Annotated in this window: 28 protein-coding genes and 1 pseudogene; 19 read left to right on the top strand and 10 right to left on the bottom strand. The window is 56.2% G+C overall.

From position 1 onward, the window contains the following. The first annotated feature begins 70 nt into the window (after window positions 1-70). The 3 genes from asr (at window position 71) to SIK69_RS18290 (ending at window position 1,527) form a co-directional block, all read left to right on the top strand. The gene (gene asr / locus SIK69_RS18295; RefSeq protein ID WP_319630432.1) at window positions 71-442 is read left to right on the top strand and encodes an acid resistance repetitive basic protein Asr; all 372 of its coding nucleotides are present in this window, start codon (window positions 71-73) and stop codon (window positions 440-442) included. A 71-nt stretch (window positions 443-513) separates the two neighbouring features. Further along, the gene (gene ydgU, locus SIK69_RS23015) at window positions 514-600 is read left to right on the top strand and encodes a small membrane protein YdgU (RefSeq protein ID WP_510466310.1); all 87 of its coding nucleotides are present in this window, start codon (window positions 514-516) and stop codon (window positions 598-600) included. 102 nt (window positions 601-702) lie between these two features. After that, a complete protein-coding gene (locus SIK69_RS18290) occupies window positions 703-1,527 on the top strand; it encodes a trypsin-like serine peptidase (protein WP_319630433.1) in 825 nt (274 codons plus the stop codon). A gap of 56 nt (window positions 1,528-1,583) precedes the next feature. Here the strand turns inward: SIK69_RS18290 and mdtI are convergent, their stop codons facing one another. The 3 genes and pseudogenes from mdtI to SIK69_RS23010 all read right to left on the bottom strand — a co-directional run. Continuing rightward, on the bottom strand, window positions 1,584-1,913 hold the full coding sequence (gene mdtI / locus SIK69_RS18285) for a multidrug/spermidine efflux SMR transporter subunit MdtI (protein ID WP_319786728.1): 330 nt from the start codon (window positions 1,911-1,913) through the stop codon (window positions 1,584-1,586). Then, window positions 1,900-2,262, bottom strand: coding sequence for a multidrug/spermidine efflux SMR transporter subunit MdtJ (gene mdtJ, locus SIK69_RS18280; RefSeq protein ID WP_319786727.1), 363 nt, complete (start codon window positions 2,260-2,262; stop codon window positions 1,900-1,902). Before mdtJ ends, mdtI begins: the two co-directional genes overlap by 14 nt. Before the next feature lie 96 nt (window positions 2,263-2,358). Next, window positions 2,359-2,511: pseudogene (locus tag SIK69_RS23010) on the bottom strand (protein YdgV); the annotation flags it as partial. A gap of 149 nt (window positions 2,512-2,660) precedes the next feature. On the opposite strand from SIK69_RS23010, the gene SIK69_RS18275 reads away from it, so the two are divergent. The 4 genes from SIK69_RS18275 (at window position 2,661) to SIK69_RS18260 (ending at window position 5,786) form a co-directional block, all read left to right on the top strand. Further along, the gene (locus SIK69_RS18275) at window positions 2,661-3,692 is read left to right on the top strand and encodes an AI-2E family transporter (RefSeq protein WP_319630437.1); all 1,032 of its coding nucleotides are present in this window, start codon (window positions 2,661-2,663) and stop codon (window positions 3,690-3,692) included. A gap of 277 nt (window positions 3,693-3,969) precedes the next feature. Beyond that, complete coding sequence (locus tag SIK69_RS18270; protein WP_319786726.1) at window positions 3,970-4,236, top strand: type II toxin-antitoxin system TacA family antitoxin; 267 nt, start codon at window positions 3,970-3,972, stop codon at window positions 4,234-4,236. Continuing rightward, window positions 4,224-4,715 (top strand): GNAT family N-acetyltransferase, encoded by a 492-nt coding sequence (locus SIK69_RS18265; RefSeq protein WP_319786725.1) that lies wholly within the window; start codon window positions 4,224-4,226, stop codon window positions 4,713-4,715. Before SIK69_RS18270 ends, SIK69_RS18265 begins: the two co-directional genes overlap by 13 nt. Before the next feature lie 372 nt (window positions 4,716-5,087). Next, window positions 5,088-5,786, top strand: a complete 699-nt coding sequence (locus SIK69_RS18260; RefSeq protein WP_319786723.1) for an RluA family pseudouridine synthase — start codon at window positions 5,088-5,090, stop codon at window positions 5,784-5,786. Window positions 5,787-5,794: 8 nt separating this feature from the next. Here the strand turns inward: SIK69_RS18260 and SIK69_RS18255 are convergent, their stop codons facing one another. From SIK69_RS18255 to SIK69_RS18225, 7 genes are all read right to left on the bottom strand, one after another. Further along, on the bottom strand, window positions 5,795-6,334 hold the full coding sequence (locus tag SIK69_RS18255) for a DUF2058 domain-containing protein (protein WP_319630443.1): 540 nt from the start codon (window positions 6,332-6,334) through the stop codon (window positions 5,795-5,797). Window positions 6,335-6,451: 117 nt separating this feature from the next. Next, complete coding sequence (locus tag SIK69_RS18250) at window positions 6,452-7,627, bottom strand: cupin domain-containing protein (RefSeq protein ID WP_319786722.1); 1,176 nt, start codon at window positions 7,625-7,627, stop codon at window positions 6,452-6,454. An 11-nt stretch (window positions 7,628-7,638) separates the two neighbouring features. Then, complete coding sequence (locus SIK69_RS18245) at window positions 7,639-8,430, bottom strand: HpcH/HpaI aldolase family protein (protein ID WP_319786721.1); 792 nt, start codon at window positions 8,428-8,430, stop codon at window positions 7,639-7,641. Continuing rightward, the gene (locus tag SIK69_RS18240) at window positions 8,421-9,158 is read right to left on the bottom strand and encodes an alpha/beta fold hydrolase (RefSeq protein WP_319786720.1); all 738 of its coding nucleotides are present in this window, start codon (window positions 9,156-9,158) and stop codon (window positions 8,421-8,423) included. The genes SIK69_RS18245 and SIK69_RS18240 overlap by 10 nt, the downstream gene beginning before the upstream one ends. After that, window positions 9,155-9,919 (bottom strand): SDR family NAD(P)-dependent oxidoreductase, encoded by a 765-nt coding sequence (locus SIK69_RS18235; protein WP_319786719.1) that lies wholly within the window; start codon window positions 9,917-9,919, stop codon window positions 9,155-9,157. Before SIK69_RS18235 ends, SIK69_RS18240 begins: the two co-directional genes overlap by 4 nt. A gap of 2 nt (window positions 9,920-9,921) precedes the next feature. Continuing rightward, complete coding sequence (hisD, locus tag SIK69_RS18230; protein WP_319786718.1) at window positions 9,922-11,244, bottom strand: histidinol dehydrogenase; 1,323 nt, start codon at window positions 11,242-11,244, stop codon at window positions 9,922-9,924. Window positions 11,245-11,318: 74 nt separating this feature from the next. Next, window positions 11,319-12,557, bottom strand: a complete 1,239-nt coding sequence (locus SIK69_RS18225; RefSeq protein ID WP_319786717.1) for an MFS transporter — start codon at window positions 12,555-12,557, stop codon at window positions 11,319-11,321. Window positions 12,558-12,883: 326 nt separating this feature from the next. Between SIK69_RS18225 and SIK69_RS18220 the strand changes: the two genes are divergently transcribed. The 12 genes from SIK69_RS18220 (at window position 12,884) to SIK69_RS18165 (ending at window position 25,106) form a co-directional block, all read left to right on the top strand. Further along, complete coding sequence (locus tag SIK69_RS18220) at window positions 12,884-13,954, top strand: LacI family DNA-binding transcriptional regulator (protein ID WP_319786716.1); 1,071 nt, start codon at window positions 12,884-12,886, stop codon at window positions 13,952-13,954. After that, window positions 13,951-14,925 (top strand): nuclear transport factor 2 family protein, encoded by a 975-nt coding sequence (locus SIK69_RS18215; RefSeq protein WP_319630451.1) that lies wholly within the window; start codon window positions 13,951-13,953, stop codon window positions 14,923-14,925. The genes SIK69_RS18220 and SIK69_RS18215 overlap by 4 nt, the downstream gene beginning before the upstream one ends. A 126-nt stretch (window positions 14,926-15,051) precedes the next feature. Next, on the top strand, window positions 15,052-16,194 hold the full coding sequence (locus tag SIK69_RS18210) for a nuclear transport factor 2 family protein (protein WP_319630452.1): 1,143 nt from the start codon (window positions 15,052-15,054) through the stop codon (window positions 16,192-16,194). Continuing rightward, entirely contained in the window at window positions 16,194-17,504 is a 1,311-nt protein-coding gene (hisD, locus tag SIK69_RS18205; RefSeq protein ID WP_319786715.1) for a histidinol dehydrogenase, read from the top strand. The genes SIK69_RS18210 and hisD (SIK69_RS18205) overlap by 1 nt, the downstream gene beginning before the upstream one ends. A 53-nt stretch (window positions 17,505-17,557) precedes the next feature. Next, window positions 17,558-18,871: an amidase gene (locus tag SIK69_RS18200; protein ID WP_319786714.1), complete on the top strand. Its 1,314-nt coding sequence runs from the start codon at window positions 17,558-17,560 to the stop codon at window positions 18,869-18,871. Window positions 18,872-18,950: 79 nt separating this feature from the next. Then, window positions 18,951-19,298 carry an HNH nuclease YajD gene (yajD, locus tag SIK69_RS18195; RefSeq protein WP_319630455.1) on the top strand — a complete coding sequence of 116 codons (348 nt, stop codon included), beginning with the start codon at window positions 18,951-18,953 and terminating at the stop codon, window positions 19,296-19,298. A gap of 253 nt (window positions 19,299-19,551) precedes the next feature. Then, window positions 19,552-21,207: a malonate decarboxylase subunit alpha gene (gene mdcA / locus SIK69_RS18190; RefSeq protein WP_319786712.1), complete on the top strand. Its 1,656-nt coding sequence runs from the start codon at window positions 19,552-19,554 to the stop codon at window positions 21,205-21,207. Further along, window positions 21,207-22,067: a triphosphoribosyl-dephospho-CoA synthase gene (locus tag SIK69_RS18185; protein WP_319630457.1), complete on the top strand. Its 861-nt coding sequence runs from the start codon at window positions 21,207-21,209 to the stop codon at window positions 22,065-22,067. The genes mdcA and SIK69_RS18185 overlap by 1 nt, the downstream gene beginning before the upstream one ends. A gap of 10 nt (window positions 22,068-22,077) precedes the next feature. Then, entirely contained in the window at window positions 22,078-22,377 is a 300-nt protein-coding gene (mdcC, locus tag SIK69_RS18180) for a malonate decarboxylase acyl carrier protein (protein WP_319630458.1), read from the top strand. Beyond that, entirely contained in the window at window positions 22,370-23,203 is an 834-nt protein-coding gene (locus tag SIK69_RS18175; protein WP_319630459.1) for a biotin-independent malonate decarboxylase subunit beta, read from the top strand. The genes mdcC and SIK69_RS18175 overlap by 8 nt, the downstream gene beginning before the upstream one ends. Beyond that, window positions 23,203-24,003 (top strand): biotin-independent malonate decarboxylase subunit gamma, encoded by an 801-nt coding sequence (mdcE, locus tag SIK69_RS18170; protein WP_319787214.1) that lies wholly within the window; start codon window positions 23,203-23,205, stop codon window positions 24,001-24,003. The genes SIK69_RS18175 and mdcE overlap by 1 nt, the downstream gene beginning before the upstream one ends. 143 nt (window positions 24,004-24,146) lie before the next feature. Continuing rightward, complete coding sequence (locus tag SIK69_RS18165) at window positions 24,147-25,106, top strand: AEC family transporter (protein WP_319630460.1); 960 nt, start codon at window positions 24,147-24,149, stop codon at window positions 25,104-25,106. The last annotated feature ends 1 nt before the right edge of the window (window position 25,107 follow it).

The following is a 25,107-nucleotide window of genomic DNA, read 5'->3' as shown; positions in this document are numbered from 1 at the left end:
ACAAGCATATAGTCATTTCAACGGCCCCGCAGTGGGGTTGAACATAGAAACCAAATTCGAGGATTTCAGAATGAAAAAAGTATTAGCTCTGGTTGTTGCCGCTGCTATGGGTCTGTCTTCTGCCGCTTTCGCTGCTGATACCGCTGCTACCGCACCGGCTGCTGCGCCTGCTGCAACCACTCACGCTGCACCGGCTAAAACAACTCATCACAAGAAACACAAAAAAGCCGCAACCGAACAGAAAGCTCAGGCTGCCAAAAAGCACCATAAAAAAGCCGCAACCAAACCAGCCGTTGAGCAGAAAGCTCAGGCCGCTAAAAAGCACCACAAAAAAGCCGCAACCAAACCAGCCGTAGCTCAGAAAGCGCAGGCCGCTAAAAAGCATCACAAAAAAGCAACCACCCAACCTGCTGCTAAACCAGCCGCTCAGCCAGCTGCATAAGTTCGCAGTCGGTAGTAAGGTTTTGTATACTAAATCGGCGCTACTTCAGCGCCGTTTTTTTACGGAGAGCAATGATGTTGCGTCGCTATCGTTTTGAGCTCATCCTTTTATTGCTGATAATCTGTGCGCTGGTAGCCACCCGGTTGTTTTTATCCTGAGTGTAGCACGCTGATTTTACTCCCCCTTTTCATTCATCCCGTCTATAGTAATCTCATTGGGTTTACCTTTTTATAATCATAATTACCCCTTCAGAGAGTGTTATGCGCAGATCCACAGTGGTTTTACTGGGAGCCGTTTGCCTTTTTTCTCCCCTGACCCACGCTGACGAAGACAGCGACGAGACGGGCATCAGTGCCAAAGATCTCAAGACGCTATTTTTTAACCATGATGACCGCGTCAAAGTCACCAATCCGACGCAATCCCCGTGGGATGCAATCGGCCAACTGGAAACCGCCAGCGGGAATTTGTGTACCGCAACCTTAATTTCGCCGCATCTGGCGTTAACCGCCGGACATTGTCTGCTGACGCCGCCGCGCGGCAAGCTGGATAAGCCGGTCGCGCTACGCTTTGTCTCGCAGAAAGGTGTCTGGCGTTATGAAATTCATGGCATTGAAGGCCGGGTTGAGCCCTCGTTGGGTAAACGTCTGAAACCAGACGGTGAAGGCTGGATTGTGCCCTCGTCTGCCGCGCCGTGGGATTTTGGCCTGATCGTTTTACGTTATCCACCGTCAGGCATTACTCCGCTGCCGCTGTTTGCCGGTGATAAAGATGCGCTGACCGCCGCGCTGAAAACCGCCGATCGTCAGGTGACGCAATCCGGCTATCCGCTCGATCATCTGGATACGCTGTACACCCATAATAATTGTCTGGTGACCGGCTGGGCGCAAACCACCGTGTTGTCACATCAGTGCGATACGTTACCGGGCGACAGCGGTTCGCCGTTGATGATCAAAACCGACGATGGCTGGCAGTTGATTGGCGTGCAAAGCTCTGCCCCGGCGGCGAAAGACCGCTGGCGGGCAGATAACCGGGCGATCTCCGTTACCGGTTTTCGTGACAAACTCGAAGCGCTGGCCAACCAGTAATCAGCACTGTCGCTGCTGACGTAACTTCGCTGCCCGCAAACGCGGGCAGCGTCACATCATGCGAGTTTAATCATCACCATACCGGCGACCAGAAAGACTAGCCCAATCCAGCCTTTGTAATTAAGGCGTTGACCGAACAGGATCCAGCCTGCCGCAAGCGTCGCCACCACGCCAAACCCACCCCAAATTGCGTAGGCGACGGAGAGATCGATCCCTTTTACCGCCTGCGATAACGCACTAAACGCAGCCAGCACCGCCACCAGCGATAAAATGCCATATATCTTGCGACGAAAACCGTCGGAGAATTTAAGGAATATATTGGCGGCAATTTCCAGTACAATCGCAGCGGCCAGCCATGCCCCGTGAACCCATTCAAACTGCGGCATGGTTCACCTCGGCACGCGGGCTTTTTGCTTTGCGGGTGCCTGATTTGATCAACACAATCCCCATGACCAGTGTGGCCAGGCCCGCCGCTTTCATCACGGTCAAACTTTCATCAAATATCAGTACGCTAAACAGCGTAATCAACAAAATACCTACGCCTTCCCACAGTGCATAGGCCACCCCAAGGGCGATTTTTTTCACCGCAAAGGAAAGGAAAATATAAGAAAGGGCAATCATGCCCAGCATTAAAATATAACCGGTATTACCATCGCTGACGCTTGCCCATTTCATAGACAGCGTACCTGTAATTTCAGCGACGATCGCTAAGGCTAATAATATCCAGTAAAACATGGTTCTTCTCCTGCCTGAGAATATAATCCGTTGCAGTTCGCGTCAGACGCAAACCGTAAAAAAGTGATTAAAATTTAGCTCAAACGAAGGAGATGACTATAGCGCAGAGCGCCAGTGCTGCTCACCGGATAGCAAGTAAAAGGAAGGAAAAACAAAAGATTGCGTGGTAGTGCGGGTTCTGAACAACATGTCCATAAAATTACAATTATCCGCGGTGTTGCTTCTCGTCTTTGCGGATGAAAATTGTCCTCAGTAGTTATACACGCCCTAATTCTGGCATAGCGGAACAATAAACTCAAAACCTTTTCAATTCTTTACCCAGACGGATAAATGGGAATAAGTATGTTCTCAACGCTTCCGACATTATAATGTTGTTAAACATTTTATCAGGGAACGTTATGGCAAAGTCAGGCATCACTCTTAATGGATTAAAGATAGTCATCATGCTGGGGATGCTGGTGGTTATCCTCGCGGGCATTCGTTTTGCAGCCGATATTGTGGTGCCCTTTATTCTGGCGCTGTTTATCGCCGTGGTGCTAAACCCGGTGGTGCAGCTGCTGGTACGCTGGCGGATACCTCGCGGGCTGGCGGTCACGCTGCTGATCGGCTTTATCATTATGGTGGCGGTATTACTGCTGGCCTCGATAGGGACTTCGCTGAACGAACTGGCCCGTACCCTGCCGCAATACCGTTCGTCGCTGATTGTGCCGCTGGAACGCCTCGAACCGTTGCTTCAGCGTTTCGGCATTGAGGTGTCGGTCAATGAACTGGTCAAATACATCGACCCTAACGCCGCCATGACCCTGGTCACTGGCCTGCTGACGCAGCTCACCAACGCCATGTCGTCAATATTCCTGCTGCTGTTAACGGTGGTGTTTATGCTGTTTGAAGTGCCGCAGCTCCCGGCCAAGCTCCAGCAGATGATGGTCCGCCCGACGGAAGGCATGGCGGCTATCCAGAAAGCTCTCGACAGCGTAAGTCATTATCTGGTGCTGAAAACCGCCATCAGCCTGGTGACTGGGCTGGTGGCCTGGGCGATGCTCGCCGCGCTCGATGTACGCTTTGCTTTTATCTGGGGTCTGCTGGCATTTGCGCTCAACTACATTCCCAATATTGGCTCGGTGCTGGCCGCCGTCCCGCCAATTTTGCAAGTGCTGGTGTTCGGCACGGTCTACGATGCCCTGGTCGTGCTGGCCGGATATCTGGCGATCAACATGGTGTTTGGCAATATTCTCGAACCGCGGATCATGGGCCGGGGCCTGGGGCTCTCCACCCTGGTGGTATTTTTATCGTTAATATTCTGGGGCTGGCTACTCGGCCCGGTCGGCATGTTGCTGTCGGTGCCGCTGACCATCATCGTCAAAATTGGCCTTGAGCACACCGAGGGCGGACAAAGCATTGCGGTGTTGTTGAGTGATTTGAGTAAATAACTGGCAAATTAACGCTTATATGTCCGATGGCGCTGCGATAATCGGGCCTACGGTTCGTAGACCTGGCAAGCATCAGCGCCACCGGGCGCTTTATCGTGTCAACGCAAAGCAGAAAAGGCCTTTTTGTTGCAAGACACAAATGTCCTTACTTCTGACTAAGGCATAGGTTTATTGTTTCAATGCTGTCCGGGCACAAAAATGTCGCTCCCAATGTGTATAGCATTCTCTATACGGCCGGTGTAAGCTGTGTATATCATTTGCTATACAGAGGCTCATCATGAAATCTGATGTTCAGCTTAACATTCGGGTTAAAGAAGCCCAGCGCGCGTTGATCGATACCGCCGCCGGTATTCTCCATAAATCACGCACCGACTTTATACTAGACATAGCCTGCCAGGCTGCTGAAAACGTTATCCTTGATCGCCGGATGTTTAATCTCAATGATGAACAGTACGCCGAGTTTATCGATATGCTGGATGCACCCGTTACAGCGAATCCGGCACTGGATACGCTCCTGGCGAGAAAACCGCAGTGGGAAAAGTAACCGCTCCCGCACCGCTAAAGTCGACTCACATTCTTTCAGAGTTTCACTCCGGGGAAGCTGCACTGGATGAATGGATCAGGCTCAAGGGGTTAAAAAACCAGTCGACCGGCGCCGCCAGAACGTTTGTGCTATGCCGGGACGATTCTTCACAAGTGATTGGTTTTTACTCTCTGGCCACCGGCAGTGTTACTCATGCTATTGCACCCGGTGGACTCAGACGAAATATGCTTGATCCCCTTCCCATCATAATTCTGGCCCGGCTGGCCGTTGATTCGAGTTACCATGGCCAGGGCCTTGGTGCGGATTTACTGCATGATGCGGTACTACGTATTTGCCGGGTTGCGGAGAATATTGGCGTCCGGGCCATTATGGTGCATGCCCTGTCTGATGCGGCAAAACAGTTTTACCTGCATCATGGATTCCAGCCCTCAATGACACAGGAAAAAGCACTTTTTCTCCGGTTACCTACTGCCATTTAACCGCACGTCAGCCCTAATTTCCTCTGGGGCAACTCACAGCCAGAAGCGGACATTTTTAACAACACGTTGTGTAATCAATGGGGAACAAGCCATGTTTGACCTGCCGGACTGAAATACCTATTCGCTCCGCAGCCTGGTCCTGAGTGATGTGGCGGCTGACCGACTCCCGAATAATCTGGAGCCGATCGAGCTCTTTGTGACTCATGCTAATTATTCTTTTGCCATGAAATATCCCCCCCAAAATACGATGGGTGACATTTCAGATTTGGTCAAAGGGGACATTACCGCATAGTCTTAACACGGGCGCTTTATCGTCGCCACTTGGCTGAAAATTAGTTATTATCCGCAGCCACTTTCCAGCAGGGCAGCCTGATGTCTACGATTATCGATACCTTTATTGCCCCGCCGTGCCACGACGAGATTGAGATCCTCCGCCAGGACGAACACCTGCTGATTATCAATAAACCCAGCGGGTTGCTCAGCCTTTCGGGGAAAAATCCGCAAAATCTCGACTCGGTACACCACCGGCTGGTACACCTTTTTCCCGGCTGCACCCTGGTTCACCGCCTTGATTTTGGTACATCCGGGCTGATGGTGATTGCACGCAATAAAGCGATTAACGCCGCCCTCTGTCAGCAATTCAGCCAGCGCAGCGTGACCAAAATTTACCAGGCCTTGCTTTGTGGCCATCTGGCCGACGACGAAGGGGTGATAGAGGCGGCGATTGCCAAAGATCCGGCCCTGTTTCCACTGATGTCGATTTGCGCCATCCACGGTAAGCCCGCCCGCTCCCGCTATCGGGTCGTGGAGCGTCTTTATCAAACGCAAGAAAGCGGAACGGAACTGGCATTAACGCGGGTGGAACTGACCCCGGAGACCGGGCGGACGCATCAGCTACGCATTCACTGCCAGCTGTTGGGCCACCCTATTTTGGGTTGTGATCTGTACGGCGGTAAACGGCTGCCCGGCAGTGAACAGGCCTCACGCCTGATGCTGCACGCCAGCGAACTGCATTTCGTTCACCCTGTCAGCGGCGAGCTGATTGAAGCCCGCCAGGACAGTCCATTTTGAACGCGTCATTACCACATCAAATCATCAGGCACTTTAAAGTCTGCGTACGGATCGTCTTCGTCCTGCTCTTCCTGACTCAGCGCGCTGTTTAACACAATACTGCTGGCATCGCGCTGGGCAATTTTATCGGCTACGCTTGCCGGAATAATGGCATAAACAGGATCGGCACTGCCTTCGGCCACCAGACGCGCAATCGCGAGACGACCGCTGATCAGCTGCGCCTGGGTCAGCTTATCGACCACTACTTTTTTAATCAGATTATTATCGGTGAAGTTAAAATCAATATTGCCTCGGGCAATGGTGATTTTATTCATTTCAATCAGCTGCTTTACCTGGGCTTTATATTCTTTCGATAACGCGGCTTGTTTTTGTTGCTCGCTGAGCAGTTTGTCGCGCTCAAGCTGGGCCTTTTTATTCTCTTCGACCGCCTCTCTTGCCTCACGCGCCTGAACGCGTGATTTTTTGGCCGTTCGTTGAACTTTGGCCATTTTTTTGCTGGAGACTAATCCCGCTTTGAGCATCTGCTCTTGTAAGGTGAGTTTTGTCATTGTCGTGTATAAACCGGTTGAATATTTCCCGGGATTATACCTGTATTGTACTGGGCTGCGCCAGTTTGCAGGTCAGGTTGCCGGAGCCATTGCTCCGGCCTGTTTCCATCCTGCGGGTTACTCCTCTTCAACCAGGCTTTCTATTTTTGCCCCCGCGCGGCGGGCGGTCGCGGGCAGGATATCCAGTTTGCTGACATACCCGTCGGGATCAAGGCCGCGATTGCATGCCCTGACCTGCTGGAGAATCTCCTCATCCCAGTACAGACGTTTGCGCTGATCGCCCTGGGTGGTGAGTATACATTCCGTCCCGCCGTCGATCGCGCGATAACGCCGCCAGCTGTTGGCTGGGAGAGAGACTATCGACCGTTCCGGAGCAATAATGCTGACCTCTTCCCCTGCCTGATTCCAGGTGACTTCCAGCGTGCCTTTGAACACCATAATCACCTGAACGTCAGGGCAAAGATGACGCCCAACCTGATGCTCAGCCTGCAAACGCAGCCACTCGACGGAAAAACCGTGCGGCTGGGTGAGCGGCGGCGCACTGTGTTTATCCTGCGAGATACCATAGCCAATCACTGGGGCGATTTCCCCCCCATGCCCCGGTAGAACCGCATCCAGCAGCCCGTCTGACGACCATTGGCGCGCTTCGCCCGTCACCGCCCGCTGGCGCATCTCTTCAACGGAATAGTCCCGCAACGCGGCAATTTCCTCGGCGGCCAACGGGGGCAGCAGCGCGGAGGGCTCAGGCAGAACATCTCCCGCATTGACGTCGATCAGCATGTTATCTTTGCTCAGATAAAGCCCATGCTCGCTGGCGGCTTCAAGAATGGACGGGTGCCAGATGATACCCCCGGTATTATTGCCGCCCAGCACGGTGTAAACCATGCCACAGGTATCTTCCTTGCTGACGTTGGTAAAGCCGCGGAAAATCCAGGTCGGGATGCTGAGAATAGCCGGGGCGCTGAATTCCGCTTCATGCTCGCCGTTCGCCCCCCAGCGAAAACGCCAGCTTCCCTCATGAATTAAAAAGACCTCGGCGGTAAAATGCAGGTGTAAATTATTGGTCACGCCCTTCGGCATCGCCGCCGCACCGATGTTAAACCCGTGGGGTTCAGGAATATTCACCACCTGAGCGGAAGATTGCGTCACGCCTGGACCAATAAACGAATAGTTCTGCTTGAGGTGAGAGCCAGGCAGCTTACAGTCGATAAACGCCAGATTGCAGGAAACCATGTCTTGCGGGGCGACCAGGCGACTCCGGGCCTGAGCAGAGGTTAAGGTAATGGATTTCATATCAGCTCCTGTTAATAACCGGACGCGCCGGGAGTGGGGATAGCATTGCCACGGGCCAGCGCGATGGCTTCGCGCGAGGCACGGCCCAATTGCATAACGTCGTTAGCCGGCGTCACAACGTTAAAGCCTTCGGCGATACGCTGGGCGGCGGCGGCACCCGAGGTGCAGAAAATACCCGCGATCTTGTTCTTCTCCCGACAGCGGCTAACCACCCACTCAATCGCCGCCAACATCTCCGGATGGGTAGATTCGGCGCTGGCGGCCCCCGTCAACGTCAGAGAGAGATCGTTCGGCCCAATAAAAACCCCGTCCAGCCCGTCGGTGTCCAGAATGGCATCAATGTTGGCCAGCCCTTCGCGGGTTTCAATCATTGCCAGGGTAAGGATTTCGCGATTGGCATGCTGCGGATAGTCAGCCCCGCCATACAGCAGGCCGCGCGCCGGGCCGAACGAGCGTATGCCCTCCGGGGAATAGCGACAGGCAGAGACAAATTGGCGGGCCTGTTCCGGGGTGGAGATCATCGGGCAGATAACCCCATAGGCCCCGGCATCCAGCACTCGCATGATCTGCGCCGGCGTATTGTCGGCGACGCGCACCAGCGGCACCGCAGGCGTAGCGGACAGCGCCTGCAGCATGGTTAGCGCACTGGCGAAATCAATCATGCCGTGTTGCAAATCCACGGTGACGGCATCGTAGCCCTGATGCCCCATAATTTCGGCGCTGTAGCTGGACGGAATAGCCAGCCAGCCGTTAACGACCGGGCGCTTTTCCGCGAGCGCCTTTTTGACATTATTTACTCGCATATCAAGGACTCCATAATCCACTGTCGAAGCGGGGCCGCGGCGTTATCCGGCGATTCAAGGACACAAAAATGCCCCGCTAAATTGAGGGTGACCCAGGTTGTCTTCGGCGCACATTCGGCGGCCAATCGGTGATGTTCCGGGGTACAAATAGGATCGTGTTCACCATTCAGGATCAGCACCGGACAACGTAGACCGCGTAACGCGGCACGGTTATCGCGGCGGCTGATGGCGATTTCCGTCTGGCGAGAAAAGGTTTCACTGTCCGTCTCTTCGGCCATCAGGCACAGGGTGTCGTGCAACGCGCGGTTGTGACGGTTTGTCGGGGCCACGTAGTGGTTCCAAAGTGAGCCAGAGAGCCACTCTCCATGCCCCTGCTCACGCGCCGCCTGTACCGCCGCCCGCCGGGGCACCGCATTTTCCGGGCGGTCTGCCAACGGGTTAACCGAGGTAAGCGTCAGGCCCGCCAGCCGCTCAGGCGCATCGGCGGCCATTTGTAGCGCGACGATTGCGCCTAACGAAAAGCCGGCCAGCAAAAAACGTGGCGGCAACACAGGTAATAGCTGTCGGGATGATTCCTGTGCCGAATCGGCGCTGGCTAACGTCAGGCAGATAACTGCGGAAACATTCAGGCGCTCAATCAACGGTCCCCACAGTCGGGCGGTACACAACGTGCCGCCGATCAGCACCAACGGGGTGTGACTGTTATCTATCAATGGGAGTCGGGTCATGTTGCCGTCCAGCCTCCGTCCACCATCAGCGCACTGCCGGTGATCATCGCCGCCGCGTCAGAGGCGAGAAAAACCACCGGCCCCATGACATCCTCCACGTTGCCCAGCCGCGGCAGCTTAATGTTGCTCATCACATAGCGACGAAAATCCGGATCTTCCAGTGATGCTCGCGACAGTTCGGTTTCGATAAAGGTCGGGCACAGAGTGTTAACCCGGATCCCTGCCTCTCCCAACTCCAGCGCCATGGTGCGCGTCAGCCCTTCGAGCGCGAATTTCGACGCGCAGTAGACGCTGCGCTGCGGACCCCCAACGTGGCCCATTTGCGATGAGATATGAATGATTGCGCCTGCCATCTTTGCCTCGCGCATGCGCCGGGCCACCTGCTGGCTGATAAAAAAGGTCGCCCGCAGGTTGAGGTCCATCACCGCGTCAAAATTCGCTTGGCTGACCTCAAGGAACGGCTGATGACGCGCTAATCCGGCGCTGTTGACCAGGATATTCATCGTCGGCAAGGTGCTCAGGGTTTCTGCCACCTGTTTTGATGCCGTGATATCCAGCGCCAGCGGGTGCAGCGTCAACCCGCCGCCTGCGGCCAACTCGACCGCTTCAGCCAGGTCATCACGATTTCGGGCGGCAATCCACACCTCTGCCCCGGCATGCGCCAACGCTACCGCGCTGGCAAAACCGAGCCCTTTCGAGCCACCGGTGACCAGTGCCCGTCTGCCATGCAGGGAGAATGAAGGCGTTTGCGGTAGCGTCATGCTCACACCTTCGCTCTCACCGGGGCCGGAGTCGCGTAAGGCACGTCCGTCTGCCCGTAGCGGCGCACGCGGATATTGGCCTGCTCGGCGTGTCCGGCAAAACCTTCCAACAGGGAGAGACGCGAGCAGTAGCTGCCGATTTCCGTGGTCGCTTCATCGGTTAACACCTTTTGCCAGGTGCAGGTCTTCATGAATTTGCCGACCCACAGACCGCCGGTGTAGCGAGCGGCTTTCTGCGTCGGCAGCGTATGGTTGGTGCCAATCACCTTATCGCCATAGGCCACGTTGGTGCGTGGGCCAAGGAACAGCGCCCCGTAGTTGGTCATGTTGGCGAGGAACCAGTCGTCACGTTCGGTCATCACCTGCACATGTTCGGAGGCGATGCGGTCGGCCTCTTTCAGCATCTCGTCGTAACTCTCGCAGACGATGACTTCCCCATAGTCTTCCCAGGCGCGACGGGCGATATCGGCGGTAGGCAATTTCATCAGCAGTCGATCAATTTCCGCCATCGTCTCTCTGGCGAGTTTTTCCGAGTTGGTCAGCAGGATAGCGGGCGTGGTAACACCGTGTTCTGCCTGGCCCAGCAGATCGGTGGCGCAGATTTCCGCATCCACACTTTCATCGGCAATCACCAACGTTTCGGTCGGGCCTGCAAACAGGTCGATCCCGACGCGGCCAAACAACTGGCGTTTGGCTTCGGCCACGAAGGCGTTGCCTGGCCCCACCAGCATATCCACCGGGGCCAGCGTGTCAGTGCCCAGCGCCATCGCCCCGATAGCCTGAATGCCGCCCAACGCATAAATCTCCGTCGCGCCCGCCATCTTTTGGGCCGCCACAATCGCCGGGGCCGGGGCACCCTTAAACGGTGGCGCGCAGCTGATAATCCGCGAACAGCCTGCGACGTTGGCGGTGATAATCGACATGTGCGCCGAGGCCAGCAGCGGATATTTCCCCCCCGGCACATAGCAGCCGACGGCGTTAATCGGAATGTTTTTATGACCGAGGATCACCCCTGGACGGGTTTCAACTTCCAAATCCAGTAAACAGGCTTTCTGCTGGCGAGCGAAGTTAACCACCTGCTCCTGCGCAAATTCGATATCTGCAATATCCTGACGACTCAATTGTCGTATGCACTGATTAATTTCGGCTTCACTGAGGCGATAATCCTGCCGATCATAGTTATCGAATTTAATGGATAATTCGCGGATCGCTTTATTCCCGCGATTTTCGATATCCGCCAGGATAAGTTCCACCGTTTCTCTTATTTGACGCTGGGCTTCCTGACGTTCCTGAACAGGCTTACTGGTTTTTAAGGCATAGGCCATGATGTACTCCTTGAAAAATTGGAATGAAAGATCCCCTCCCGATAAACCAGGATGGGTTATTTACCTATAAAAAATTATCTATCGCGGGCGGCAGCTAATTGCCCTTTCGCGGCTGGCTCATCTGCTTTTTTTATTTGTCGGGAATAAACCCAGCGCGCAGAGAGCGGGGTCATCATCACCGCCACCACCGACAGTGCGGCGATAACGATATAACCAGAGGCCATATTAATATGTTGCAGCATAACGCCCATAATTACCGGGCCAATAAACATACCCAGCGAGTAAATCGTCTGGAACAACCCCATTCGGGTGGACTGTTCATCGGAGGTGGTATTCACCACGCTTAACGACATAAAGGCAGCAAACGCCATACCGAATGAGAACCCGGCCATCGCCTGCAAGCCGTAGATGACATACATATTGCTGGTGAACGGAATGCCGATGGTCGAAAGCACCTGCAAAATAATCCCGAGGACCGCCGTTTTCACCACCCCAAGGCGTTTATAAAACACCGAACTACACAGCGCGACGGCTATCGCATAAAAGACCAGATGAATATTACTCAGCAACGACAAAATCCCTGCCCGCGCCCCAAGCTGTTCTGCATAGATGGGCGTGAGCGTATCCCGGGTGGCGAACGGCACCAGAATCACAATGGTCGCCAGAATACCTATCATCCACACTGAACGATCGCTGAGTTGTTTACGTGCCGCCACAACGCAGGCCTGTAAGGTGGGTGCCCGCACGGCGTCGTGTACATCGGTGATGCGCGTGGTCAGCAGCAGCGCCAGCAGACCGGACATACAGGAGAGGAAAAAGGCGATGTTGTTGTCGAAATAGTGAATTAACAATCCGCCGATGCAGTTGCCAATAAACACCCCTACCGGACCTGCCAGGGCCAGTAATGCGACGGCAGCCGGGGCTTCACTGCGGTCAAAGTAGCGCATAAATAAAATGTTATATAAAACCCAGGTCGCGGCGGTGACACCATCTGCCGCTTTAGCCAGATACAAGGTGACCGGATTGGGATCCAGCCAGGCTAAAGGCCAGGTAAATATCGGCAGTAACAGGCTAATCTGAATGAATATTTTTCGACTTTTGACCACGTCGGACACGATCCCCAGCGGGAAGCGAATCAGCAGGGTCGCCAGGCCGCTGGCCCCCATGATCATCCCCATCACCTGCGGTTCGATGCCCTGCTCCAGCATCATCGGCGCAAGAAAGGCGTCAATGCTGTGGATGCAGATGAAAAATAGAATACTGATGACGAAAAAGAGCCGGGCTTCAGGTCGGCGTAACAGTGCTCGAAACATGGTTGTGAACCTCTGAAAGGTAATGGTTTTAACCAGTCAAGTACGGCATTTACCGGCTCTGTCCCTCTGGTTCCCTCTCCGTTTGCCCGGTATCGTTGACGGCATGAATATTTCGATGAATACGTATTCAAGAACTGAAGTTACGAAAAGGTTTCAATTTTGTAAAGTGACCTGAGTAGCATTGTGAGAAAATTAATTTTGTGTGTTGCATACGCATGCAAAGATGGTGTAAGTATAAAAAACACCCTCTCTTCACGGCGTGTCTGATGAGGTCGTCAGCTGAAGTCAACGGCGGTGGAGAGAGTCAAAAATAAGGAACTGGGGTAATGAAGCGGAAGAGTTTTGCGGCGGTCACTTCGCAGCAGGTGGCACAACTGGCAGGGGTATCGCAGTCGGCGGTCTCACGGAGCTTCACGCCCGGGGCAAGCATTTCCCCGGCGACGCGTGAAAAAGTGCTCAAGGCTGCCCGGGAGCTTGGCTATCGTCCCAACGCGATTGCCCGCTCTCTTAATACCGCCCGGTCGCGCATTATCGGCGTGGTGGTGTCCTATTTCGAGAACCCGTTTTATCCGCAGGTTCTCGAATCGCTGGCGCGAAAACTGGACACCCTGAACTACCACCTGCTGCTGTTTGTCGCTGATAAAGACGGCAATGTGGACAGGATTTTCGATCAGATTATGCAATATCGCGTGGACGGCATCGTGCTGGCGTCGGTCACGCTGTCGTTGGATCTTTCGGAAGAGTGTCTGGCGGCGGGCATCCCGGTGGTGCTGTTTAACCGCAGCGAAGACAGCGGGATGGCGTCCAGCGTGAACAGCAATAACGAAGCCGCCGCGCGGCAAATCGCCGAATTTTTTGTGGCCGGGGAACACCAGTGCTATGCCTACGTCGGCGGCGTGGCGGATTCATCGGTCAACATCGCTCGCCAGCGTGGCTATCTGGCCGCCTTGCAGGAACACGGCATTGACGATGTTAAGGTGGTTAACGGGGATTACGATACCCGTCAGACCGTGCGTGCCGCCTACAGCCTGTTTTCGCAGACGCCCGTACCGGACGCCATTTTTGTTGCCAATGACCACATGGCGCTGACGGTAATGGACGTCGCCCGCTACGAATTCGGCCTGCAAATTCCGCAGGATCTCTCCATCGTTGGCTATGACGATACAGGCCCGTCGGGCTGGCCTTCTTACGCGCTGACGTCCGTTTCGCAGCCTGTGCAGGAGATGGTCGACGCGGCGGTAGAATTGTTAATGAAGCAAATTGAGAGTGACACCATTGAGCCAGAGCAAATTATGGTCCCGGGCATGTTGGTTGTCCGCCACTCCACCCGCCGCCCGCGCAGCGGCATTATCGAAAAAGAGGGTGTATCCCTGTTTCAGCCTCAGGAGAGCAAATGAGCAGATTGCCTGGTTTTAGCCCCCAGTTCGACTCCATCCAGCAGTTTATTCTGACGCTGACGCATGTCGTCTGGGAGCAAAAAGATATCGGTCAGCTCGCTGATTTTTACGGCTCGCCGGTGGTGTTTATTACCCCTGAGAAACAACTCACCGACCTGTCACAGTTTATGCGCCACACCCTGGAAGCGATGTACAGCTTTCCCCAGCGCAGCGTGCTGACGGAAGATATTCTCTGCACCGACGCACCCGGCGGCGAATATTATGCCTCGCAGCGCACGATGGCCTCGATTCGCCATCAGGGCGAAGGCTTTTTCGGCCCGCCAACCGGGAAGAACGTGTGGGTACGCACCTGGGCGGATCGTATCTGCGCCGATGGTGCGGTGCGTCAGGAGTGGTTATTGCAGGACCGAGCCGCCATTGTGGCCCAGTTGGGGCTGGACATGCGCGAATTTGCCCACAGCCTGAGCCGTGCGCGGCAGCAACTGGAGCTGGAGGATCCTACGGCGGAAGTGCTTGATGCGCGCTGGGCGGGCGGGCCTGAAGGCGACGACGTGAGCGGCCCTGTTGCCGGGGTCATCGAACGCTATCTGACGATGTGGGCGGGGGGTAACAGCGGCACGGTTCCCGGGCTGTATCACCCTGCCGCTACGCTGTATGCACCCGGCCACTGTATGGGCACCGGCGAGGCGGAAATCAGCGCCCTGCTGGCAGGTTATCGCGCCTCGTTCGCTGACAGCGAAACCCAGCTTCACCATTTAATTGTGCGTAAAGATGCCAATGAACCGGTGCGTATTTCCCTGCGCTGGTCATTATTAACCTGGCATGACGGCTACGGGAAATTTGGAGCACCGACGCGCAAACCCGTGTCGATAACCGGCATTAGCCAACTTGAGCTCCGCGATGGATTAATTATTCGCGAATATTTAGGCATCGATGAATTAGCTATTTGGTCACAAATCGTCAATCAATAATATTTTAATAGCCTAATCCTTTTTACCCGCCGCAATATTAATTGCGGCGCCCCCCTCTCATTCATTTTTTATGAATGCAGGGATCGTATTATCTGAAAACATCTGAACATCAATGCAGGAGGTCCTATGTCTTCAACTGAAGCAACCAATAAAGCTCCAGCAGTACCCGAGAAAAATACCCATAAAATTCAGCGTGACGAACCGGTATTACAGATTGAACGCCGCGACTTTATCGACCTGGTGCCGGAGAAACGCCCGCGCGTACAGTCATTAAGAGGCTTTGATGAGTGTTATACCGATATTGTCGATTATATCGTGCGTTGCACCCATAAAATATGGGATGAACGCGATGTGGGTTTAATTTATACCCACTACACGCATAACTGCGTGCTGTATAACGCGCTGGGTACGCTGTATACCCGTGAAGAAGTCGTGCAGGACACGCTGAAACGACTGGTGGCCTTCCCGGAACGTCGGGGCATGGCGACGCAGGTCATCTGGAATGGCAATGACGTTGATGGTTTCTATACCTCCCACCTGGTGACCGGCACCGGGCGTCATACCCAATTCAGCCATCTCGGCCAACCGACTAACCGTACCTTTGTCACCCGTACCGTCGCCGACTGCATGATCCACGAGAACAAGATTTATCGTGAGTGGGTGGTGAGTGACAACATGTCGATGATGAAACAGCTGGGCCTCAATACCGATGAGATAGCCTTTAACATGGCTAAGGAGCAGTTTGATAAGGGCTTCCGCGTCACCGATATCGGTGAGAATGGCCGGATGCTGGGCCAGTATCCACCAGAGGTGGAGTGCGATGTCTCCATTGCCCATACCGACACCGAAGAGCAGTGCCTGCGCTGGATGCATGAAATCTATAACCGCCGGATGCTGGGCAAAATCAAAGAGGTCTATGCCCCGAACGTGCAGTATCACGGCCCGTTAATGAAAGAGCTGTACGGTGTGGCATCGGTTACGCACCAGACCCTGGCGCTGATTGGCATGATCCCGGACGGGGCATGGCTGCCGCAGCATATCTGCTCCAATCCGTGCGATGAAGGCGGCGTGAAAGTGGCTATCCGCTGGATAATGGAAGGCCATCACCTCGGCTATGGCGAACTGGGCAAACCAACCGGAGAGCGTCTGTTCGTGATGGGTATGTCTCATTATCACATTGTGAACGGCAAAATTGTCGATGAGTGGGTGGTGTACGATCACCTGGCGCTGCTGGCACAAATCAAACTCGGTCAGATGGAGAACGCATAATGTCTGCACAATCAATTGTTAACCAGGTGAACTGGATCAAACGCCCGCAGGGACAGGATGAGAAAGCCGACCGTTCCCTGACCGATACCGTCAGCGCCATTATCGCCCGCGTGAAGCGAGAAGGTGATGCGGCGCTGCGCGACTACTCTCAACAGTTTGACACGGTCGTGCCGCAGCAGTTTGAAGTCTCTGCCCAGGAAATTGAGCAGGCGCTGGCGGCAATGGACCCGCAGACCCGTCGCGACAGCGAGTTTGCCATTTCGCAGGTGCGCCGCTTTGCGCAGGCGCAGTTCGCTACCCTGTTACCTCTGGAAGTCGAAACGCTGCCGGGGGTCCATCTCGGGCACCGGATCATTCCGGTCCAGACCGTCGGCTGCTACGTGCCCGGTGGGCGCTACCCTATCCTTTCCGCGCCCGTCATGTCGATTGTGCCCGCCACCGTGGCAGGCTGTGAGCAGATTATTGCCTGCCTGCCACCGGGCGCGCATCCGGCGATGATCGCCGTTTGCCATCTGGCCGGGGCGCACCGCATTTTCAAAGTCGGCGGGGCTCAGGCCATCGCGGCGATGGCCTGGGGAACAGAAAGCATCCCGTCCGTGGATAAAATCGTCGGCCCTGGCAATGCCTACGTGAACGAAGCCAAACGTCAGGTCTTTGGCAAAGTCGGGATTGATGCGCTGGCCGGGCCGAGTGAGATTTTCACCGTGGCAGATGACACCGCCGACCCGCGTATTCTGGCCGCCGATCTGCTGGCCCAGGCGGAGCATGATATCCACACCCGCGTCGGCCTGGCGACCACCAGCCAGGATATCGCCAGTCGTACCCTTGCCGAAATTGAACGTCAATTAGGTAACCTGCCTACCGCCGCCACGGCGGGAGAAGCCTGGCGTCGTCAGGGCGAAATCGTGGTTTGCGACTCAGAAGAACAGCTGGTGGCCTTTGCCGACCATATAGCAACCGAGCATTTACAGGTTCATACCCGCGATCCGCACGCTACCGCGGCGAAGATCCGCAATTATGGTTCACTGTTTATCGGGCAAAACGCCAGCGTTGTCTTCTCGGATAAATGCTGCGGCACCAACCATACTTTGCCGACCATGGCGGCAGCGCGCTACACCGGCGGGCTGTGGGTCGGGGCGTATGTCAAAGTCTGTACCCATCAGTGGATTGATGAGCAAGGCATCCCGGCGATCGCCGAACCGGCTATCCGCCAAAGCCGCACCGAGGGCATGCAGGGCCACCGCCGTGCCGCAGAGATCCGCCTGCGCCCGCAGGAAATCGATGCCATTACCGCAGGCACCCGGGACTAAGCGGATCAAGAGGCAGGCTTAATGGCCTGCCATTTTTTTCAGGACATTATTCTATGCATGCAATGCGTCTTATCCCTCCCCTCGATTGTCGCGAAGAGATAGCCCGGCGGCTTCAGGCCATCACTGACAACCGGCACCTGAATGCCATTCTTGGTGTCAATCCCGATGCGATGGTATTAGCCGAACGCTACCAGCAACGCAAACAGCGTGGGGCGATGATGGGGCCATTGCACGGCGTTCCGCTGATCGTGAAAGACAATATCGCCTGCGCAGAGTGGCCGATAACGCTGGGCTGTAAAGGTCTGGCCTCAGTCAAGGCGGCATCAGACGCTCTCGTCATACAGCGTCTGCGGGCTGCCGGGGCGATTATTCTCGCCAGAGCGAATATGTCTGAGTTTGCCTTTGACGTCCGTTCCCGCAGCTCGCTCGGCGGCGATGTGCGTAATCCCTTGCAGCCTGAAGTAACAGCAGGTGGCTCCAGCGGCGGCAGCGCGGCGGCTGTCGCCGCCGGAATGGCCGACGCTGCGTTAGGGACGGATACCGGCGGTTCGATTCGCATTCCCTGTAGCTATACCGGCCTCGTCGGACTGCGACCTGCGTTCCGGCGCGACATGCTTGCGGGCGTTGCGCCGTTAGCTCTGAGCAAGGACACCGTCGGCCCAATGGTTCACACCGTGCGTGATGCGGCACTCTTGCACGCCATTATGCACGGCGAGCCGCCAACGCAACCGGAGGCCGCCCCGTTATCGTCACTTCGTCTGGGGGTAATTCCGGCGCTGCAAGGCGAAAATCCGGCGCAGCTCCGTGTCTGGCATCACGCGTTGAATCAGCTGCGGCTGGCCGGGGCGACCCTTGTTGACGTGAACCTGCCGATACTGGCGCAGGTGAAATCGCAGCCCTGTCTGAGCCTGGATGAGTTCCAGGTGGCTTTCAATGGCTGGCTGGTGCAACAGCAAAACGGGCCCAACAATCTGCGGGAGATTGTCGCCTCCGGGGCGTTCCTCCCCGAATTTCGTTCCCTGCTGGAACAGATGCTCACCTCGCATAGCCTGAAAACGCCGCAGTGGCTGAATGGCCGTCGCTTCCAGCGCGGGTTATACCAGGCACTCACCCAGACGGCAGACCATGATCGCATTGATGCTTTTGTCTATCCCACCGTCGGTAGTCAGCCGACAAGCCTGGATAAAATGCCGCCGGGTTGTGCCCCTGAACTGGCCGCTATCAGCGGCCTGCCTGCCATTACCTTGCCGTGTGGTAAGGTTGAGAGCGGGTTGCCGGTGGGTATGGAGTTGTTAGCAACGTCTCGGGACACGCATTTTTTACTGGCGATTGCCCTCGGATGTGAAAACGTTTTTCACCCAGACTAAGTCTGGTTTTTTCATTTCTCCTGCTATTCCATCAAGGATACAATAGCCGCAACACTCTTTATGACAGGTAACATCGGCCATGGCTGTGATCCCAAAAAACTACACGCGCCTCGAAAGCGGCTACCGTGAGAAAGCACTCAAAATTTATCCGTGGGTCTGCGGACGCTGCTCGCGCGAGTTTGTCTATTCCAATCTGCGTGAATTAACGGTTCACCATATCGACCACGATCATACTAATAACCCGGCGGATGGCAGCAACTGGGAGCTGTTGTGCCTGTATTGCCACGACCACGAACACTCGAAGTACACCGAAGCGGATCAGTACGGTAGCACGGTGATTGCCGGGGAAGATGCGCAGGACGACGTGGGTGCCGCAACCTATAACCCATTCGCTGATTTAAAATCGATGATCGGTAAGAAGAAATAATCTCAAGCAGCGGCTTATCGCCCCTCGGCGGTAGGCCAACTCACCTTTAAGCCTCGCTCACAAACCCGCCTTCTCCTGCATAGTCTACACTCAACTTTCTTGCTTCGATCGCCGTCACATAATTTCATCGGCAATTATTACTCTCAGGCTAACAATCCTTTCCGCAGCTTAATTGATGCTCTACTCCTTACGGAGCAGACTTACTGCAGCATAAATCCAGGCAAAAATGATTTGCTGAATCAGGAGGTTGATAATGAATGCTGGCCAAACTCCGGCCCGGAACTGGAACACGCGCCGTAGCGAAAAAGCACGCCGCGTAGCATCCCTTCCGGTGCAGGGTAAGGTAATTCCCACCGACGGTCTGGTGGATGCGCTGGAAAAACTGATTGCTCCCGGCGACCGCGTGGTGCTGGAAGGTAACAACCAGAAACAGGCGGATTTCCTCTCGCGTATGCTGGCTGAAGTTAACCCGGCAAAAATCCATGACCTGCATATGATCATGCCAAGCGTCGGACGCAGCGAACACCTTGATATCTTCGAAAAAGGTATCGCCCGCAAGCTCGATTTCTCGTTCTCCGGTCCGCAAAGCCTGCGTATTTCGCAGCTGCTTCAGGACGGTCAGCTCGAAATCGGCGCTATCCATACTTACATCGAACTCTACTCCCGTCTGTATGTCGATCTCTGCCCGAACGTGGCGCTGATTGCCGGTTACAAAGCTGACCGCAAAGGCAACCTCTACACCGGGCCAAGTACCGAAGACACGCCTGCGCTGGTCGAAGCCGCGGCCTTCCGCGACGGGATCGTTATCGCCCAGGTTAACGAACTGGTCGACGATGAGTGCGACTTGCCGCGCGTCGATATTCCCGGCTCGTGGATTGATTACGTGGTGGTGGCGGATAAACCGTTCTTTATCGAACCGCTGTTCACCCGCGACCCGCGTCTCATCAAACAGGAACATATCCTGATGGCGATGATGGCGATTAAAGGTATCTACGCGGAACACCAGGTGCAGTCCCTGAACCACGGCATCGGTTTTAACACCGCGGCTATCGAACTGCTGCTGCCGACCTACGGCGAACAGCTCGGCCTGAAGGGCAAAATCTGTAAACACTGGACCCTCAACCCGCATCCGACGCTGATCCCGGCGATTGAAAGCGGCTGGGTGGAAAGCGTGCACTGCTTCGGCGGCGAACTGGGGATGGAAGAGTACATCCGCGCCCGCCCGGACGTGTTCTTTACCGGTGCCGATGGCTCGATGCGTTCTAACCGTGCGTTCTGCCAGCTGGCAGGCCAGTACGCGGTGGATATGTTTATCGGTTCGACCTTACAGGTCGACGGCCTGGCAAACTCTTCTACCGTGACCCGTGGTCGCCTGTCCGGCTTCGGCGGTGCGCCAAACATGGGCCATGACCCACACGGTCGCCGTCATGCCACTCCGGCGTGGCTGAACATGATGACCGAACCCGACCCGATGCAGCGCGGTAAAAAACTGGTGGTGCAGATGGTTGAAACCTTCCAGGCAGGCGTCAAGCCGACCTTCGTGGAAAAACTCGATGCGGTTGAAGTGGCTCAATCCTCCGGAATGCCGTTGGCTCCGGTCATGATTTACGGCGACGACGTGACCCATGTGCTGACCGAAGAAGGCATCGCCTATCTCTACCGTGCCAAAGATATGGAAGAGCGCCGCGCCATGGTTGCCGCCGTAGCCGGGATCACCGATATCGGCCTCGGCGTTGACGCCAAACGCGTCGCTGACCTGCGTAAGAGCGGCAAAGTGGTGTATCCGGAAGACATGGGCATTCGCCGCAGCGATGCCACCCGTTCCCTGCTCGCGGCAGGCAGCGTGGCGGATCTGGTCGAATGGTCAGACGGTCTTTATAACCCACCTGCGAAATTCCGGAGCTGGTAATGAAACAGCTGTCACAGACTCAAGCAGAGATTCAGGCGCATCGACTGGCGGTTATCGCCCGCGATTGCCTGATCGACGAAGCGCGATTAAGCCCGAAGCCGGGTCTGGTGGACAGCCGGGGAAACGGTGCCCATCACGATCTGTCTCTGGCACTGATGGAGCGCTCTGCGCACAGCCTGACCCCTACGTTTCTGCAACTGGCCCGACACAGCTGGCAGCGCCCCGCCGACATCGCCCTGCGCGAAACCGTCGGTCGTCTGGGTCGTGAAGGCGAACAGCGGATGATGGCCGCCACCGACGGGGTTAACACCCATCGCGGGGCTATCTGGGCGCTGGGCCTGCTGGTCAGCGCCGCCGCGATGCTGAATGACAACGCCAGCGCGCAGGAGATTGCGGCCACCGCCGCCCTGCTCGCCCGTTTGCCGGACAGCGCCGCGCCGAAAGTTTTCAGCAAAGGGTTAAAGGCGACGCACCGCTATCGGGTCCCGGGCGCACGTGAGGAAGCGCAACAGGCGTTTCCGCATGTAATGACCCTGGCCCTGCCGCAGCTGTTACGCAGCCGCGCCCAGGGTGCTCATGAAAGCGACGCCCGTCTCGATGCGCTGATGGCCGTCATGACCTCGCTCAGCGATACCTGCGTGCTGTCTCGTGCGGGCATGACCGGCCTGGATGCGATGCAGACCGGTGCCCGGGCGGTGCTTGCCGCTGGGGGCTGCGCGACATTCGCAGGCCGCGAGGCTCTCGCCCGTCTGGATGCGCAGATGCTGGCCCTCAACGCCTCACCCGGCGGGGCCGCCGATCTGCTTGCCGCCACGCTGTTTCTCGACAGGGTCAGCCAGCCCGCGTCTTGCTCAATTTAAAGAGGATGTTATGGAACACATTACATTGTCATTCCCTGCCAGCCGCACGTTCAGCGGCAAAGCCCTCGCAGGGGTCGTTGGTTCTGGTGATATGGAAGTTCTGTTCACCGCCAGCGAAGGGGACACGCTCAGTATTGATATCACCACCTCGGTCGACAACAGCACCCGTCGCTGGAATGCGCTGTTTGACCGCCTGAACCTGACTAACGGCCTGCCCGCAGGCACGCTGATCATTCACGATTTCGGCGCGACGCCCGGGGTGGCACGCATTCGTATCGAACAGGTTTTTGAAGAGGTGAGCCATGCGTAACGACCGCAGCTTTATTGAATTACGGGCCCGCGAACGTGCCCATGCGCTGCTGGATGAAGGCAGCTACCGTGAACTGCTCGATCCGTTCGAAGGAATTATGTCGCCGTGGCTCGCGCCGCAGGGCGTAGTCCCACAGTCCGACGATGGCATGGTGGTCGCACGCGGCACCATCAACGGTCAGTCGGCGGTGGTGATTGCCATCGAAGGCACCTTCCAGGGCGGCAGCATGGGCGAAGTGTCCGGGGCCAAGATGGCCGCCGCGCTCGAACTGGCGGCAGAAGATAACCGCAACGGTATCCCGACGCAGGCCGTGCTGTGCCTTGAAACTGGCGGCGTGCGTTTGCAGGAAGCCAACCTCGGTCTGGCCGCCATCGCCGATATCCACGCGGCGATCGTGGACCTACGTCGCTACACCCCGGTGGTCGGCATTATCGCGGGCACCGTTGGCTGCTTCGGCGGGATGTCGATCGCCGCCGCGCTGTGCAGCTACCTGATTGTCACCCGCGAAGCCCGTCTGGGCCTCAACGGGCCGCAGGTTATCGAACAGGAAGCCGGTATCGAAGAGTATGACTCCCGCGACCGACCGTTTATCTGGAGCATGACCGGGGGCGAGATTCGCTATCAAAGCGGCCTCGTTGATGCCCTGGTTGGCGACGGTATCAACGCGGTGAAAGACGCGATGAATGAGGCGATCGCCAAAGGCGTTCCAGCGCAGAACCGCAGCGACAAATATGCCGAATTCCTCGCCCGTCTGACGAACTTTGATACCCGTCAGCAGGCCGATACGGCGCAGATCAAACAGCTTTTTGCCCGGGAGGTGAAATGATGACTCAGTCCAATAGCCGTGGGGCCGTATGGCTGGAAAAACTCGCGCCGAACGCGCCACGCATGAGCGGTCTGTGCCCGTCGGTGCAGGTCGCTGACGGTGAATTGAATGGCGAAAGCGTGCGTTTCATCGCCGTGGTGCCGGATGCCAACAACCACTATCCACGCGCCGCCAACGGTGAAGTCGGTCTGCTGGAAGGCTGGACGCTGGCGAAAGTGGTGAATGAAACCATCGATGCCGACGCTGACCGCGACGTGAAGCGCCCTATCGTGGCGGTTATTGACGTCCCAAGCCAGGCCTATGGCCGCCGCGAAGAGGCCTTCGGGATCCACCAGGCGCTGGCTGGGGCCGCCGGAGCTTACGCCAAAGCCCGTCTGGCGGGCCATCCGGTGATTGGTCTTATCGTCGGGAAAGCGATGTCCGGGGCGTTTCTGGCGCACGGGTATCAGGCCAATCGTCTGATTGCCTTCAACGATCAGGGGGTGCTGGTCCACGCCATGGGTAAAGCGTCTGCGGCGCGTATCACCCTGCGTTCCGTGGATGCGCTGGAGAAACTGGCGGCCACCATTCCACCAATGGCTTACGACGTTAGCAACTATGCAACGCTTGGCCTGCTCTCCGACCTGCTGAATATCAGCAATCCGGACGCGCCAACCGACGCCGATCTGGCGCAGGTGTTAATCATCCTGCAACAGTCTGTTCGCGACGCACGTCAGGACCCTGGCTTGAAAAACCGTCTCGGCGCGGAAAATCGCCGGAGCTCAACCCTGGTCCGCGAACGGATGCGCGCCAGCTGGTAACGAGTCGCAGTAAGAAGTACGTAAAAAAAGACCTGCCGAAAGCGGTCGCCGTCGGGCGCAGCATAGCGCCCACGGTACAGCCGCTTTTAGAAAAATATAAACATCGTGTCAGTGCCAAATCTTTTTTTATCTACAGGTGATCTATGACTTACGTAATTGTTCATGCTCTTGCTCCGATTTTTATCATCATGCTGCTGGGCTTCTGGGCCGGCAAAGCCAAAATGGTCGACAACAAAAATGTGTCGCTGCTGAATATCTTCGTGATGGACTTTGCCCTGCCTGCGGCGCTTTTTAGCGCAACCGTGCAGACGCCATGGGCTGGGATCGTCGCCCAGTCTCCGCTGATCGTGGTGCTGACCGGTGCCATGTGGATTACCTACGCGGCTATCTATTTTCTCGCCACCAGCGTATTCAAAAAATCACCACAGGATGCAGCCGTCCTGACCCTGACCGTTGCCCTGCCGAATTATGCGGCGCTGGGCCTGCCGATCCTCGGCAGCGTGCTGGGTGAAGGTTCTGCGACCTCTCTGTCGGTGGCGGTGTCTATCGCCTGTGGTTCCGTGCTGATGACCCCGTTCTGCCTGCTGATCCTTGAGCGTGAAAAAGCGCGCGCAGCCGGTGAAAACAGTGGTTCTACCCTGGCGATGCTGCCGGTGCTGATGTGGCGTTCACTGAAAAAACCTATCGTGATGGGCCCACTGCTGGGTGTTATCCTCTCGGCGATTGGCATCAAAATGCCGGACCTGCTGCTGTCGGCGATTAAACCACTGGGCCTGTCTGCCACCGCGGCCGCCCTGTTCCTGACCGGGGTTATCCTGTCGGCCCGTAAGCTGAAACTGAACGCGATGGTCGGGATTGCCACCCTTACCAAACTGCTGATCCAACCCTTTATCGCCTGGGGTATCGTTCTGGCCTTCGGTCTGCACGGTTCTGTGGCTGTCACCGCTATCCTGATGATTGCGCTGTCTGCGGGCTTCTTCGGCGTGGTGTTCGGCAACCGCTTTGGCGTGCAGTCTCCCGACGCAGAAGCGGTGCTGCTGTTGAGCTCGGTTCTGTGTATCCTGTCGTTACCGCTGTTCATTACCTTAACTTCAGGCATGTAAT

The sequence above is a fragment of the Scandinavium lactucae genome (assembly GCF_033843265.1).
GTDB lineage: Bacteria > Pseudomonadota > Gammaproteobacteria > Enterobacterales > Enterobacteriaceae > Scandinavium > Scandinavium lactucae.
Note: the sequence above shows the minus strand (reverse complement) of the source record. Positions and strands in the feature narration are given on the sequence as shown.